We start from the raw sequence: 15,114 nt of genomic DNA on the forward strand, positions 1-15,114 counted from the left end.
ACCCGCCGTGGGAAACCGCGCGCGCTGCGGACCGGTGGGACGAGCAGCCGCCCGCACCGGACGTCACCGCGATCATGCCGGTGATCGCGGTGCCGGAGGACGACGCGGAGCCGCACGGCGATGCCGTGCAGGTGGGTGCGGTGGAACCGGCAGGCGGTACCGAGCGCCCGGCTGCACCGCAGGCCGAGGACTCCGCCTCGCCGTACTCGGACTCGGCGGCTGATCGGCTCGGTGCGCTGGACGAGTTCGCCGAGCCCTCGGACGGCGGCCGCCGTTCGCACGGGCGTTCGCTGGCCGAGATCCGCGAGAGCCTCGCCATGACGCAGGACCGCGAGAACGAGTCCCGCGGCGGGGCCCGGCACGCTCCCGCAGCTGACGACTACTTGCGTACCGATGCCGAACAGCTCGACGATCCACCGCGCTCCGGTGGTTCGTGGGCGGATCGCTACCTGAGCGCGTACGCGGGCGAGGACCACCGCGCGACCGGTCGCCGAGCGGCCAGGCACGCCGACCCGGACGAAGCGGCTGCGCCCGCGGCCTCCGACCCGGGTGCCTCGCTGTGGGATTCGGCGCCGTGGGAGCGCGGAACCGGCGATGCGGGCGACGGGTCGCAGGCCCCTGCCGACAACCTGCTGCCCGGCCCGGGAGTCCGCGGTCTGGGTGAATCCACCGGCGCGAACGCTGCGGAACCGGCGAGCAGGCACGCCGACCCCTCCTCCGAGCACGCGCGGTCCGCGGCGGAACTGCTCGCCAGGCACCGCGGTGCGGAACAACAGGCGCAGGACTCACCGCAAGGAGAAGTCGGCCTCGCGGACCTGCTCGCCGAGGCCCTGCTGGCCTACGAGAACGGCAGGCGCGGCGACGAGCACGACGACGGGCAACGCGCGAGCAGGCACTCGGACGCGGACGCGCGACCACCCCAAGAGTCCACTTCGGACTCCGCCGCGCCCGGTGCGCGGCACCGCAGACCCGCGGATTCCCCTTCGCCGCACGATTCTTGGACGTCGCGCGGCTACTGAGACGTTGTGCCGAACGAGCCGGGAGCAACGGTGCTCCCTCCCCGCCGGTGAGCGGTCCAGCGGGCTTAGGGTGGAAACGTCCTGGCACAACGCGGTGCCGTCAAGCGTGGAGCAGCCTGAAGATGACCTCGAAATCCCGTTCCTCGACCACAGGTCCCGCCCCGGGCTACCCGGGCGCGCCGGAGAACCCGGAAGCCGCCAAGGCGTGGTTGCTCGACCGCGCCGCGGAAACCGCGGCCGATCTCGGTGAGCTGCTCAGAACCTACTACCGGCACGTGCCCGCCGAGGAGCTCGTCGGCGTCGAGCCGGACGAGCTGATCGCCGCGCTGCGCTCGCACTACGCCTTGGCCGCGGAGCGTCCCGCGGGCCGCCCGCTGGTGAAGGTGACCAACCCCAGCACCGACGAGGACGGCTGGGCGAACCCGGCCACCGTGCTGCAGCTGGTCACCGACGACATGCCGTACCTGGTGGACAGCGTGATCGCCGAGCTGACCCGCAACGGCGCGCAAACGCAGCGGATCATCCATCCGATCATCGTGGTGCACCGCGACGCCGCCGGCGCGCTGCTGGACGTGCGCCCGCAAGCCGATCCGGGAGCGCCGCCGCAGGACGCGCTGGCCGAGTCGTGGATGTTCGTCGAAGTGGACCGGATCACCGATCCGAGCCGGTTGGGCGAGCTGGAGCAGGGCCTGCTCACGGTGCTCAGCGATGTCCGGGAGGTCGTCGAGGACACCGAGCGGATGCTGCAGAAGGCCCGTTCGCTGGCCGACGCGCTGAACGAGCAACCGCCGCCGTTGCCCGCCGAGCAGGTGCACGACGGCGCGGAGCTGCTGCGCTGGCTCTCGGAGGGGCACTTCACCTTCCTCGGGTACCGGCACAACGAACTCGTCGAGCAGGACGGCGCGCAGCACCTGCAGCCGGTGCTCGCCTCCGGCCTCGGGGTGCTGCGCAGCGACGACGTCGCCGCCCGCGACCGGACCAGCTGCCCGGACGTGCTGGCGGGCGCCCGCGCGGGCGAGCTGCTGGTGCTCACCCAGGCCAGCGCACCGTCCACAGTGCACCGTTCGGTGCACCCGTTCTACGTCGGTGTGAAGACTTTCGGCGCCGACGGCGAAGTCACCGGGGAGCACCGCTTCCTCGGCCTGTTCACCACCACGGCGCTGCACGAGAACGTGCTCGACATCCCGTTCATCGAGCGGCGGGTGCGCAAAGCCATCCACAGCGCGGGATTCCCGATGGAGTCCTACTCCGGCCAGCGGATGCTGGAGGAGATCCAGAACTACCCGCGCACCGAGCTGTTCTCCACGGACCTGGAAACGCTGCGCGACACGGTGATCGGCGTGCTGGCGCTGGCCGAGCGCCGCAAGCTCAAGCCCTTCGTGCGCCGCGATCCCTACGGCCGGTTCTTCTCCTGCCTGGTCTACCTGCCGCGGGACCGCTACACGACGCGCTCCAGGCTGGCGATGCAGGAGGTGCTGCTCGACGAACTCGGCGGCGAAAGCCTCGAATACAGCACGCGGGTCGGTGAGTCGACGCTGGCGCGGGTGCACTTCGTGGTGCACACCAGGTCCGGCCCGCAGGCCGAGCCGGACCTGGCACGGATCCAGGAGCGGCTCTCCGACGCGATCCACACCTGGGAAGACCAGATGGTGGAGGAGCTCGACGTGACCCCGGAGGTCGCGGGACGACCGCGCCGGGTGCGCCGTTCGGAGGCCGCCAGCGAGGCCGCGCAGCGCTACGCCGCGTCGTTCCCGGAGGCGTACAAGGAGGACTTCGGCGCGGGCGAGGGCCTGCTGGACCTGCGCCGCCTGGAGTCGCTGTCCGACGAGCGCGACCTGCGCATGTCCTTCTACACGCCGCGCGATGCCACCCCGGGCGAGCGCCGGTTCAAGATCTACGTCGCCGGTGAGCGGGTGACGTTGTCGCGGGTGCTGCCGGTGCTGCAGAGCATGGGCGTCGAGGTGGTCGACGAGCGCCCGTACGAGGTCGTGCCGGAAACCGGCCACCGCTACTGGATCTACGACTTCGGCCTGCGGGTCGAGCCGGGCCTGCTGGAAAGCGGCGGCGCGGAACGCCTCGACACGCTGCGGGAACGCTTCGAGGACGCGTTCCGGGCGGCGTGGCTGGGCGACGCCGAGGTGGACCGGTTCAACTCGCTGGTGCTGCGCGCCGGGCTGAGCTGGCGGCAGGCTGCGGTGCTGCGCGCCTACGGCAAGTACCTGCGCCAGACCGGTGTGGCCTACGGCCAGGAGTTCATCGCCGACGTCATCCTCACCCACCGCGAGATCACGGTGGCGCTGACCGAGCTGTTCGAGGTGCGCTTCGATCCGAAGCTGGCCGCCGACGAGCGGGCGAGCCGCCAGGAGGAGCTGGCGGGCGCGGTGACCTCCCTGATCGACGACGTCACCAGCCTCAACGCCGACAAGATCCTGCGCAGCTACCTCAGCCTGGTCCGCGCGACGCTGCGCACCAACTACTTCGCGGGCGAAGGCACCCGGCCTTACCTGGCGATGAAGCTGGAGCCGAAGGAGATCCCTGGCCTGCCGGAGCCGCGCCCGCAGTACGAGATCTTCGTGTACTCGCCGCGGGTGGAGGGCGTGCACCTGCGGTTCGGCTCCGTCGCGCGCGGCGGGCTGCGCTGGTCGGACCGCCAGGAGGACTTCCGCACCGAGGTGCTGGGCCTGGTCAAGGCGCAGGCGGTGAAGAACGCCGTGATCGTGCCGGTCGGCGCGAAGGGCGGGTTCGTGGTCAAGCGGCCACCGCTGCCCACCGGCGATCCGGGCGCGGACCGGGAGGCGGGCCGCAACGAAGGCATCGCCTGCTACCGCATGTTCATCTCCGGCCTGCTGGACCTGACCGACAACCTCGTCGGCGGCGAGGTCGACCCGCCGCAGGACGTGGTGCGCCACGACGGCGATGACACCTACCTGGTGGTGGCCGCGGACAAGGGGACGGCGACGTTCTCCGACATCGCCAACGAGGTCGCCGGTTCCTACGGCTTCTGGCTGGGCGACGCGTTCGCCTCCGGCGGCTCGGTCGGCTACGACCACAAGGCGATGGGCATCACCGCGAAGGGCGCGTGGGAGAGCGTCAAGCGGCATTTCCGCGAACTCGACGTGGACACCCAGCGGGACGAGTTCAGCGTCGTGGGCATCGGCGACATGGCCGGTGACGTGTTCGGCAACGGGATGCTGCTGTCCGAGCACCTCAAGCTCGTCGCGGCGTTCAACCACATGCACGTGTTCATCGACCCGGATCCGGACCCGGCGAGTTCGTTCGCCGAGCGGCGGCGGTTGTTCGAGCTGCCGCGCTCCAGCTGGGACGACTACGACCGCGGCAAGATCAGCGAAGGCGGCGGGGTCTGGTCGCGCTCGCTGAAGTCGATCCCGCTGAACGACCGGGTGCGCACCGCGCTCGGCATCGACGACGCGGTGCGCGAGCTGCCGCCCGCCGAGCTGATCAAGCGGATCCTGCAGGCACCGGCCGATCTGCTGTGGAACGGCGGCATCGGCACCTACGTCAAGTCCGGCGCCGAGACCCACGCCGACGTCGGCGACAAGGCCAACGACGCGGTCCGGGTGGACGGCGACCAGCTGCGCGTCCGGGTCGTGGGGGAGGGCGGCAACCTCGGGCTCACCCAGCTCGGCCGCATCGAGTTCGCCCGCGCGGGCGGCATGGTCAACACCGATGCGCTGGACAACTCCGCCGGGGTGGACTGCTCCGACCACGAGGTCAACATCAAGGTGCTGCTGGACCACCTGGTCGCGGAAGGGCGCCTGGACGGTGCGCAGCGCAACGAGCTGCTGGCCGAGATGACCGACGAGGTCTCCGATCTGGTGCTGGCCGACAACTACCGGCAGAACGCGGTGCTGGGCGTTTCCCGCCAGCACGCCGCGCAGATGATGTCGGTGCACGCGCGGCAGATCAGCGCGCTGGAGGAGAGCGGCAAGCTGGACCGCGAGCTGGAGGCGCTGCCGACCAAGAAGGAGTGCCGGGAGCGGGAACGCGGCGGTGCCGGGCTCAGCTCGCCCGAGCTGGCCACGTTGCTCGCGCACGTCAAGCTCTCGCTTAAGGACCAGGTGCTGGCCAGCGACCTGCCGGACGCGGACGCGTTCAGCAGCAGGCTGCCGGACTACTTCCCGCAGCCGCTGCGCGAGCGCTACGGCGACGCGGTGCCCGCGCACCCGCTGCGCCGCGAGATCACCTCGACGCTGCTGGTCAACGAGGTCGTCGACGGCGGTGGCGTGTCGTACGCGTTCCGGCTCAACGAGGAGATCGCGGCCAGCTCCACCGACGCGGTGCGCGCGTTCGCCGTGGCCACCGACGTCTACGACCTGCCGCAGCTGTGGCGGCGGATCGAAGCGCTGGACAACGTGGTGCCCACCCGGGTCGCCGACGACATGGTGCTGGAGGTCCGCAGGCTGCTGGACCGCACGTCGCGCTGGCTGCTGCAGAACCGTCCGCAACCGCTGGCGATCGGCGCCGAGATCAGCCGGTTCCGGCCGGTGGTCGCCGACCTGTCCGGCAGCGTGCGCGGCCTGCTGTGCGGGCGTGCGGCGACCGGCGCGGACGAGAAGACGCGGCGGCTCATCGACGAGGGCGTTCCGGCCGACCTGGCCGAACGCATCGGCGTGCTGCTGGACACCTACGCGCTGCTGGACATCACCGAGGTGGCCGAGCTGGCCGAGCGGGACGCCGGGATCAGCGCGGAACGCAGTCCGCGGGAAAGCGCCGAGCTGTACTACCAGCTCTCCGAGCACCTGGACATCGAGCGGCTGCTGCTGGCGGTCAACGAGCTCGAACGCGGCAACCGCTGGCACTCGCTGGCCCGGCTGGCGCTGCGCGACGACCTCTACGCCTCGCTGCGGGCGCTGACGATCGACGTGCTGCGCACCAGCGACCCCGAGGAACCGGCCGCGGACAAGATCGCGCAGTGGGAGGCCACCAACGCCTCGCGCATCGGGCGGGCGCGGACCTCGCTGGAGGAGATCAAGCGTTCCGGCGGCTTGGACCTGGCAACGCTGTCGGTAGCGACTCGACAGCTGCGCAGCATGGTCCGCTGAGCAGCCCGGCCCGGACGCCCTTGGTGGGGTGTTGCCGGGCCGGGTGTCGGCGACGGGCGCACGGGGTGGGGCTGACCGGCGAGGGCGCCGCACACGGCCGACTACGATCTGGGGCAGCCCCCATTCGCCGACAACGGAAGGACGCCGAGTAGTGGGCGCATTCGTCTCCGAAGTCCCCCTGCGCTGGTCCGACATGGATGCGTTCGGGCACCTCAACCACGCCAGGACGGTGACCTTGCTGGAAGAGGCCCGCGCCGAGCTGCTGTTCGGCGAGGCGGGCAGGCAGGGCATGCTCGGCATGGCCGAGGGCATGGTCGTGGCGCGGGTGGTCGTGGATTACCACACCCCGGTGTCCTACTCGGCGGGCACGTTGCAGGTGCGCATCTCGGTGCGGGAGCTGAAGGCCGCGTCGTTCGTGCTGGACTACTCCGCGTTCGCGCGCGGCTCGGAGGCGGTGGCCACCGCGGAGACGGTGCTGGTGCCGTACGACCTCAAGGCGGGCCGCCCGCGCAGGCTCACCGCCGACGAGACGGCGTTCCTCACCGAGTGGCAGCTCACCCCGGCCGCGGAGGAAGCGGGACTGCACCGTGCCTGAACTGCGGATGCCGGACCAGGTGGAGCGCGACGACCTCGGCGCCTTCGTGGCCCGGTCCGTGCGGCTGGACTCGCAGGCGGTGATCCGGCTGCGCAACCGCGGCGGGACCGGCCGCATCGACGTGTGGTCGGCGACCCCGTTCGACGCGTTGTGCACGCGCTCGGTCGAGGGCGAGGCCGATCCGGCCGATCTGAGCGTTTCCGGCAACGAGCTGCTGGCCGCGTTGACGGTCGCCGGTGGCCCGAAGATGGATCCCGGCCCGCCGCGGGACCTGCTGTGGCGGTCCGAGCTGCCGCCGGCCGAGGGCTGGCGCAAGGTCGACGACCTGCCCGCGAAACTGGTCGGCGAGGTCGCCGACCAGGGCGTCGGGGTGGCGAAGGAGAACGTGGGCCCGAAGGGCACGCCGCCCGCTTCGCTGATGGACCAGGAGGTGTTCACCGTCAGCGGCGGCGGCTTGGACGTGAAGGTGCCGTTGCGCTGCCTGTTCGTGGTCTCCGGGATGGGTTTCCTACCGTCCGCGCCGCCGGAGTCGGAGATCGTGCGGGTCAGCGCCACCGATTCCTGGCTGCGCCTGGACTGCCGCTTCGGCGCCGTGGTCCGCCGCAGGCACGCCTTGCTGCCGCTGCTGATGTGAGAAGCTGTTTTTGATCTTGCTCTCGGCAGGTGTCCGGGTAGCGGAACCGCAGCGGCCGCGCCCCTGTCAGAACGGGCCGCGTCAGGCCGAGCGGGTGGTGCGGGCCATGAACGCGTCGACCGCCGAGCTCACCGCGCCCTCCAGCGGGCCGCGCCGGAAGAACTGCTTCCACAGCACCGCGAACCCGATGGAGAACAGCAGGAACAGTTCCGGCATGTACATGTTCAGGAACGCCACGAAGCCCACCGGCCGGTGCCCGTCCGGGGGGAACGCGGGGAAGTCCGGGATGCCGGACACGTCCTGGCCCATGCTCGCGAGATTCGCCAGCGTCTCCGGCACCCCGCTCAGCGGCCAGCCGCCGACGACGACCTGCCAGGCCATCACCAGCGCGTGCAGCGCGTACAGCGTCAACGCCATGGAGCCCGCCTTGACCAGCGGGGACACCGCGCGGCCCGCGCGGTCGGCGAGTTCCAGGCAGCCCGCCAGCACGGCGACCGCGACGCCCAGCGAACCCAGCAGCTCGAACGACGAGCCGCTGTGCGCGCGGGCGGCCAGCAGGAATTCGGGATGCCCGACCGGGACGGTGCCCTCCATCAGCACGTCCGGCAGGCGTCCGGCCAGCAGCGCCGAAACGGTGTAGGTCAGCGCCGCCAGGCCCGCACCGCCCAGCGCCAGCCGCAGCCGCACCGCGCCGGAGCGCAGGTCCAGCCTGCCGACCGCCAGCCCGGCCAGCACCAGCGCCAGGTAGGACGTCGCCGGGTAGAAGTCCAGCAGCAGCAGGTCCAGCACCCCGAGATCACCGATCAGGTGGCCGGGATCGATCGAGTTCACCGCTTCGACCATCATCGCCACCGGGCTGCCCTCGGTGACCGCGGCCCGCAGCAGGTACGAAACCTGCGGTCCGAGCGCGACCATCAGCACCGCCGAGATCGCCAGCCCGCGCGCCCGCATGCCGACGAACGGCAGCGCGAGCAGGAAGTACGCCCCGTAGAAGGGGATGATCACGGTGAGCAGGAACCCGGTCGCGTCGGTGCAGGTGGCCAGCAGCAGCCCGATCAGCACCAGCAGCACCGCGCGCACCGCGATGCGCTTCCGCGCGTCCCGCAACTTCTGCCCGGTCAACGGGGTGCGGCGACCCGTCAGCATCGCCAGCGACACCCCGGCGAGGACCGTGAACAACGCCGTCGCGCGGCCGCTGCACGCGCCGGCCAGCGCGAGCTCCACGGCGCCACCGCTGAACGGCGCACCGAAGTGGATCACGAACATGCCGAAGACGGCGACGAACCGGGCGAGATCCACGCCCAGCAGCCGCGGGGCGCGGCCGGTTCGGGGGCGCTGAACGCTCGGCTTGGCATCGTTGTGCGGTGCCGGGCTCGCTGCGGTCATGACGTCCTGCTGGAGACGGGAGGCGGAACTCGGGCGTACGACAACTTACCGGGCGGGTACTTCCGCCCCGGCCCATGGTCAGCAACGTGGAGGCCGCGATCACATCCGGCCTGGCCGGCGGCGTGTCGCGATCAAACGAGCCAGACCGCGGTGTTGCCCGGCAACCGGTCGCCGTCCAGTTCTCCGCTGGAGAGCAACACCTCTCCCGGAGGCAACGCCACCGGGTCCGGTGAGGCGTTCAACGCGCAGGTCAGGTTGCCCGGCTGCCTGCGGAACGCGAAGCAGCCCGACGGCGCGCCGAACCAGTCCACGCGATCTCCCCGCAGCGCCGAGTGCTCCTTGCGCAGTTCCAAAGCCCGCCGGTACAGCGACAGCGCCGATGCCGGGTTCTCCAGCTGGGCCTCGACGGTGTACTCCACCCACTTCTCGTCCATCGGCCACCAGCCGGCCGGCGCGGCGGAGAAACCGAACGGCGGCTCGGAGCCTTCCCACGGCATCGGGCTGCGCACCGGCGCGCCCGAAAGCCGGCCGGAGGCGCCGGGTGGCAGCACGAGTTCCTCACCGTTGTCCAACCCGACGACCCCCGGCAGCGCCAACGTGACCAACGCCAACGCGCGCGCTTGAGCTTGCGCGGTGGCACCGCCGCCGAACCGGGCCACCGGGTGCGTCCGGTCGTCGCTGGTGGCCACCCACACCGGCCGGACCCCGAGGCCCGCCGCCGACGCGAGCATCCGCGTGATCATCTCCTGCAGCGCGCCCGCGTTGAACGCGGTGCGCCCGAGGCGCAGGTCGATGCCGATGTCCCAGTCCGGCGGTTCGTCGTAGCGGTCGAACCAGGTTTCGTCGATCAGCACCCCAACCCCGCGGTCGGGGTAGTCCGACAACACCGGCCGCAGTGCCCGCAGCGCCTCCCGCACCGCTTCGCCTGCGGGTTCGGCGTTACCGGGGACCGCGCTGATGCGCAGGCCGTCGATGCCCCGGTCCAGCCAGAACCGCACCGCTTCCGCGAACTCCGGACGTCCGCTCAGCGCACCGGCCAGTGAGCGCTGCACCGCCACGTCCACGGCCACTCGCAGCCCGGCGTCGTGCGCCTCCTCGACGAGCAGCTCGAACGACCGCACGTCGCCCAGCACCGGGTCCACGCTGCGCCCGCGCTCATCGGTGAGCGGCGCCGCCAGCAGCGCGGTCAGCCACAGCGCGTCCACGCCCAGCAGCTCCAGGTACCCGAGCCGCCCGCGCGCACCGTCGAGATCACCGACGCCGTCCTCGCTGGAATCGGCGAACGAACGCAGATCGACCCGGTAGAAGACCGCATCGTGCCACCACGGGGTCAAGACCCCCTGCAGCGGTGCGAACGCATTCATCTCCGGGACAAGCTCTCATTCAGAACCAGGAGTTCATCATGCTGTGCGCTGCCATTTCCAGGTATTGCCACAGCCGCTCGCGGTGCTCCTGCGCCAGGCCGGCTTCGTCCACCGCGATGCGCATGCAGCGCAACCAGGCGTCGCGCTCGGTCGGTCCGACCTTGAACGGGGCGTGCCGCATCCGCAGCCTCGGGTGCCCGCGCTGCTCGGAGTAGGTGGTCGGGCCACCCCAGTACTGGATCAGGAACAGCCGCAGCCGCTCCTCGGCCGGACCGAGGTCCTCCTCCGGGTAGATCGGGCGGAGCAGTTCGTCCTTGGCCACTTCCTCGTAGAACCGCCGCACGATGAAGCGGAAGGTGGGTTCGCCGCCGACTTGCTCGTAGAAGGTCTCCGGTGCGCTCACGACTCCCATCCTCCCCTCCACCTGGTCGATGTCATACCTGGGCCGTTGAGTCGTACTGCGGTCGGCCGTTCGGGTAGGGCGGGTGGATGTCCTCGTCGTCGTAAGCGCGCTTGATCTCGGCGCGCAGCCTGCGCTGCACCGACCACTGGGTGCTCGGCCGGACCTTGACCGTCAGCCGCAGCGTGATCGTGTCCGAGGTGATCTGGTCCACGCCGAGCATCTCCGGCGGCTCGAGCACGTTCGTGGACAGCGGTTCGCGCGCGGCCGCCTCGGTCGCGACGTTCGTGGCGACCTCGATCGCCTTCTCCACGTCGCTGGAGTGCGAGACCGGGAAGTCCACCACAGCCACCGCGAAGCCCTGGCTGGAGTTGCCGACGCGCAGGATCTCGCCGTTGCGCACGTACCAGACCGTGCCGTTGAGGTCGCGCAGCGTGGTGACCCGCAGGCCCACGGCCTCGACCGTGCCGAGGGCCTCGCCGAGGTCGACGACGTCACCGACGCCGTACTGGTCCTCGACCATCATGAACATCCCGGACAGGAAGTCCCGCACCAGGTTCTGCGCGCCGAACGCGACCGCGACACCGACCACCCCGGCCGAGGCCAGGATCGGTCCGAGCTCGATGCCCAGCGACTTCAGGATGTAGACCAGCGCGAGGCCGAAGATCAGGAACGAGGTCAGCGACTTCAGCACCGAGCCGATCGTGCGGGCGCGCTGCGCCCGCCGCTCGGAAAGCAGCGCCGCACCGGCGGATTCGCTGCGGCGTTCCTTGAGCGGCTGCAGCAGCTTCGGTGTCTTGCCGCCGTTGCCGCGGGTCAACCGGGAGATCGTCCGGTGCACGAAGTAGCGCAGCACGAGCGCGACGAGCACGATCAGCAGGATGCTCAGCGGCTTGGCGATCAGCAGGTCCGAGTACATCGCCAGCCACTGGTTGTTCGTCAGGTCGAACACCGTCTGACACCAGCTGCCGTCGTCCTGGACGCAGCTGGGTTGGGTCAACAGCGGGGGTGTCATGGGTCGGGGGTCTCCATGCTCGGGGGCTTCGATCGACCTTATGGCTCGCCGAAGACCGGGCGGAACACCTGCGCGAGTGCCGGCGGAAGCGTTTCGGGGTTTGCGGACGCCCCGCCGTCCACAAACCCGTCGCTGTTCGCCGCCGCGCGGTGTCGCCCGTGCCTTCTGCGACGTTGTTCCGGGAAGCGACCGCTCAGGCGAGGGGGAGCCCGGTGGCCTCCGCTAGGAAGGCGATCTGGTCGGTCGCGAGCCCCACGGTACGCGACACCGATCGCGCGGAATGTCCCACCTCGGTCTCCCTGCGCAGCAAAACCGGCCGCTGCGCCGGATCCGAACTCGTCGCGTGCTGCAGCGCCGCGCACATCTTGCGCGCGTGGTTCGGATCCACCCGGGTGTCCGATTCGTAGACGGTCAGCAGCACGGCCGGGTAAGCGGTGCCTTCGGTGACCGCGTGGTACGGCGAGTAGGACAGCAGCCAGTCCAGCTCTTCCGGATCCTCGGCCGTGCCGTACTCGTCGTTCCAGGTGCGGCCCAGCAGGAACTTCTCGTAGCGCACCATGTCCAGCAGCGGCGCGGAGCACACCACCGCGCGGTACAGCTCCGGGCGCTGGGTCAGCGCGGCGCCCACCAGCAGACCGCCGTTGGAGCCGCCGGTGATCGCCAGTTGACCCGGCGTGGTCCAGCCGGTCTCGATCAGGTGCTCTGCCGCGGCGTGGAAGTCGTCGAAGACGTTCTGCTTGCTCTCCCGCATCCCGGCCCGGTGCCACTGCTGGCCTTCTTCGCCGCCGCCGCGCAGCGACGGCTCCGCCCACACGCCGCCCGCGGCGACCCAGGACAGGGCGATGGTGGAGTAGCCGGGCTCCATCGACAGCGAGAAGCCGCCGTAGCCGGTGAGCATCGCCGGGCGCGGGTGGTCCGGTTCGCGGGCGGGCGCGAGCACGAACATCCGCACCGCGGTGCCGTCCTTGGAGGTGTAGGTGACCTGCGAGGTGTGCACCTCCGGCAGGTCCACCGCGCCCGGAGCGCGTTCGGCGATCCGCGTGCGGCCCTCGGCCCGCGAGTACACGTGCACGCACGGCGGGGTCGCGAAGTCCGTCCAGCCGATCCACAACCGGTCCGCGTCGCCATCGGTGTCCTCGTCGAGCGTGGTGAGCGCGGTGATCTGGCCGGTGCCCGGCAGCGGCACGTCCGCGGTGCGCTCACCGGTGACCGGGTCGTGCAGCGTCAGCTCGGAGACCGCGTGCCTGGTGCGCAGCACCACCAGCTTCGGGTCGTCGGTGCCGTCGTCGAACCAGCGCACCGCCTCCAGCACCGAGTCCGGTTCCTCCGGGATCAGCTCCGTCCAGTTCTGCGGCTCCGGCTCTTCCGGGTCGGCCACGCACAGCCGCCAGCGGTCCGCGCCCAGCGTCGTCAGCACGTACAGCCGCCCGTCCCGCTCCACCCAGGCCGAGACCTCGACGTCCGCGGAGATGTCCACGATCTGCCGAAGCTCGCCCCCGGTGGTCAGATCGGCGATCCACACCGAGTCGCGCGGGGCGGTGCCCGGACTCCCCCCGATCAGCAGCCAGCGGCCGTCCCGCGAGACGCCGGTGCCGTAATAAAAGGTGTGGTCCAGGCCGTCGCCGTGGATCAGCTCGTCGTCGTCCGGGTGCCTGCCGATGAGGTGCCGCCACACCCTGCGGTGAAACTGCTCCTCGCCGTCCGGAACCGCTTCCGGCGGCAGCCTGCGCACGTAGCAGAACTCCGCGCCGCCGGGCAGCCAGGAGATCGACGAGTAGCGGCACCGGTCGATGGGGCCTTCGAGCTGCTCACCGGTGGTCACGTCCAGCACGTACAGCAGCGATTCCTCGTCGCCGCCGACCGAGATCTGGTACGCCAGCCGCTCGCCCTCCAAGCTCGGCGACCAGCTGTCCAGCGTCGTCAGCCCGCTCGGGTCGATGGTCGTCACGTCCAGCAACGGGCGTTCCGAGCCGTCGCTTTCCCGCAGGTACAGCACCGGGAATTCCTGCCCGGGATCGCGGCGGGTGAAGAACGCCCGGCCTGCCCGCCAAACCGGGGCGGAGACCGAACCGGCCGAGAGCAGCGAACGCAGCCGCTCGCCGGTTTCGGCGCGGCCGGGAAGCTCCTCCAGCCAGGCGCGAGCCAGCTCGTCCTGCGATTTGGACCAGGACTCGGTCCGCGGGTCCGCGGGGTCCTCGAGCCACCGGTACGGGTCGGCGACCCGCCTGCCGTGCAGCTCGTCGACGGTGTCAGCGCGTTCGGCGGGGGGATACGACATGGGCGGCGCAACCTTGCTCACGTCCGCCGACGATACGGGTGCGAAGCGTCGCCGCGGCGGCCTCGCCGCGGTGTCGGGCGAATTCACCCTGAACGATCAACATCCGAAGCAATACGATCGGCGTGGGTACCGGCGGTCGTGCCCGGCGTCCACGGGCGGGCCCGGTGTTCCCCGGCAGTCGTAGCGATCTCCGCATCGCCACCGCGCCGCCAGCACGTGGCGAATCACACGTGCGTTCGGGGCAGCGTCTGTGGTCGACTGGTCCTGCCGAACGGTGGAGGTGGTCGCGTGCCCGACCGAAAACCGACTCCGACGGGCGCAGCCCACGGGCTGGCGCCCCGGACCGGGCTGTGCTCGGTTCCGTCCCGGACTGCCGGACCGTCGGGTGATCCTCCCGCGTCGTGGCGCAAGCGGCGGGTGCTGCTGCTGAACACGACCTTCGAGCCGCTGACCGCGCTTCCGCTGCGCCGGGCCATCGTGCTGCTGGTCTGCGGCAAGGCCGAGGTGGTGCACGGCGACTCCGCGGGGCTGATGCTGCATTCGGCCACCGCCAGCCACCAGGTGCCGTCCGTGATCCGGTTGAGCAACTTCGTGCGGGTGCCCTACCGCGGCCGGGTGCCGCTCACCCGCTCCGCGCTGATGCACCGCGACGGGCACCGCTGCGTGTACTGCGGAGTTCGCGCCGAGACGATCGACCACGTGGTACCGCGCAGCCGGGGTGGCCCGCACGCCTGGGAGAACTGCGTCGCCTGCTGCACCAAGTGCAACCACCGCAAAGCGGACAAGACGCTGAGCGAGCTGGGCTGGTCGTTGCCGGTGGCGCCGCGTGCGCCGCGCGGGCGGAACTGGCGGTTGATCGCGGGCCTGACGGAGACCGATCCGCAGTGGCTGCCGTACTTGGGTGAGGCCGCGGCGTAGCCGCCGCACTCAGGCCGCCGCACCGGCGAGCTCCGCACCGCCGCTGATCCGGACCCCGCGGTCCGCGCCGCTGATCCGGACCCCGCGGTTTTCGCCGCTGATGCGGACGGCGCGTTGCGCTTCGCCGGCCCGCAAGCCCGACTGCCCGCTGATGCGCACTCCGCGCTCGGTTCCGCTGATCCGGACACCGCGTTGCTCGCCGCTGATCCGCACGCCGGCCGCAGCGCTGATCCGGACGCCATGCTGGCCGCTGATCCGCACGCCATGCTGCGCACCGCTGATCCGCACGCCGGCTTGCCCGCTGATGCGCACCCCGCGGTCTGCGCCGCTGATCCGCACACCGTGGGCCGCGCTGATCCGCACGCCGCTGTGCCCGCTGATCCGGACACCGCGCTGCTCGCCGCTGATCCGCACACCGGCCGCACCGCTGATCCGGACGCCG

At 71.2% G+C, this 15,114-nt stretch carries 9 protein-coding genes and 2 pseudogenes; 5 read left to right on the forward strand and 6 right to left on the reverse strand.

What is annotated here, in order from left to right:
- The 4 genes and pseudogenes from IJH84_RS09430 to IJH84_RS09445 form a co-directional block, all read left to right on the forward strand.
- Nucleotides 1-1,019 (forward strand): annotated as a pseudogene (locus IJH84_RS09430) (hypothetical protein); the annotation flags it as partial.
- A 122-nt stretch (nt 1,020-1,141) separates the two neighbouring features.
- A complete protein-coding gene (locus IJH84_RS09435; protein WP_295142802.1) occupies nt 1,142-6,082 on the forward strand; it encodes an NAD-glutamate dehydrogenase in 4,941 nt (1,646 codons plus the stop codon).
- Nucleotides 6,083-6,233: 151 nt separating this feature from the next.
- Nucleotides 6,234-6,677: a thioesterase family protein gene (locus tag IJH84_RS09440; RefSeq protein WP_200070881.1), complete on the forward strand. Its 444-nt coding sequence runs from the start codon at nt 6,234-6,236 to the stop codon at nt 6,675-6,677.
- Nucleotides 6,670-7,311 carry a hypothetical protein gene (locus IJH84_RS09445; RefSeq protein WP_200070882.1) on the forward strand — a complete coding sequence of 214 codons (642 nt, stop codon included), beginning with the start codon at nt 6,670-6,672 and terminating at the stop codon, nt 7,309-7,311. Before IJH84_RS09440 ends, IJH84_RS09445 begins: the two co-directional genes overlap by 8 nt.
- Nucleotides 7,312-7,392: 81 nt before the next feature.
- Here IJH84_RS09445 and IJH84_RS09450 read toward each other — a convergent pair whose 3' ends face one another.
- The 5 genes from IJH84_RS09450 to IJH84_RS09470 all read right to left on the reverse strand — a co-directional run bounded on the left by IJH84_RS09450 (nt 7,393) and on the right by IJH84_RS09470 (nt 13,754).
- Entirely contained in the window at nt 7,393-8,697 is a 1,305-nt protein-coding gene (locus tag IJH84_RS09450; RefSeq protein ID WP_295142807.1) for a heparan-alpha-glucosaminide N-acetyltransferase domain-containing protein, read from the reverse strand.
- A gap of 131 nt (nt 8,698-8,828) precedes the next feature.
- Nucleotides 8,829-10,061 (reverse strand): alpha-amylase family glycosyl hydrolase, encoded by a 1,233-nt coding sequence (locus IJH84_RS09455; RefSeq protein ID WP_295142810.1) that lies wholly within the window; start codon nt 10,059-10,061, stop codon nt 8,829-8,831.
- A gap of 19 nt (nt 10,062-10,080) precedes the next feature.
- Complete coding sequence (locus IJH84_RS09460) at nt 10,081-10,473, reverse strand: globin (protein ID WP_200070885.1); 393 nt, start codon at nt 10,471-10,473, stop codon at nt 10,081-10,083.
- Between the two features lie 22 nt (nt 10,474-10,495).
- Complete coding sequence (locus IJH84_RS09465) at nt 10,496-11,476, reverse strand: mechanosensitive ion channel family protein (RefSeq protein ID WP_200070886.1); 981 nt, start codon at nt 11,474-11,476, stop codon at nt 10,496-10,498.
- Nucleotides 11,477-11,669: 193 nt separating this feature from the next.
- Nucleotides 11,670-13,754, reverse strand: a complete 2,085-nt coding sequence (locus IJH84_RS09470) for a prolyl oligopeptidase family serine peptidase (protein ID WP_295142815.1) — start codon at nt 13,752-13,754, stop codon at nt 11,670-11,672.
- A gap of 288 nt (nt 13,755-14,042) precedes the next feature.
- On the opposite strand from IJH84_RS09470, the gene IJH84_RS09475 reads away from it, so the two are divergent.
- Nucleotides 14,043-14,672, forward strand: a complete 630-nt coding sequence (locus tag IJH84_RS09475) for an HNH endonuclease (protein WP_200070888.1) — start codon at nt 14,043-14,045, stop codon at nt 14,670-14,672.
- Between the two features lie 9 nt (nt 14,673-14,681).
- Here the strand turns inward: IJH84_RS09475 and IJH84_RS09480 are convergent.
- Nucleotides 14,682-15,114, reverse strand: a pseudogene (locus tag IJH84_RS09480) (hypothetical protein); the annotation flags it as partial.

This window comes from Saccharopolyspora sp., from assembly GCF_017434145.1.
Taxonomy (GTDB): domain Bacteria; phylum Actinomycetota; class Actinomycetes; order Mycobacteriales; family Pseudonocardiaceae; genus Saccharopolyspora_C; species Saccharopolyspora_C galaxeae.

Bases quoted from the DNA above. Each gene is read 5' to 3' on its own strand.
- IJH84_RS09450 (WP_295142807.1), bottom strand. From the start codon at position 8,697: ATGACCGCAGCGAGCCCGGCACCGCACAACGATGCCAAGCCGAGCGTT.
- IJH84_RS09455 (WP_295142810.1), bottom strand. From the start codon at position 10,061: ATGAATGCGTTCGCACCGCTGCAGGGGGTCTTGACCCCGTGGTGGCAC.
- IJH84_RS09470 (WP_295142815.1), bottom strand. From the start codon at position 13,754: ATGTCGTATCCCCCCGCCGAACGCGCTGACACCGTCGACGAGCTGCAC.
- IJH84_RS09435 (WP_295142802.1), top strand. From the start codon at position 1,142: ATGACCTCGAAATCCCGTTCCTCGACCACAGGTCCCGCCCCGGGCTAC.
- IJH84_RS09465 (WP_200070886.1), bottom strand. From the start codon at position 11,476: ATGACACCCCCGCTGTTGACCCAACCCAGCTGCGTCCAGGACGACGGC.
- IJH84_RS09460 (WP_200070885.1), bottom strand. From the start codon at position 10,473: ATGGGAGTCGTGAGCGCACCGGAGACCTTCTACGAGCAAGTCGGCGGC.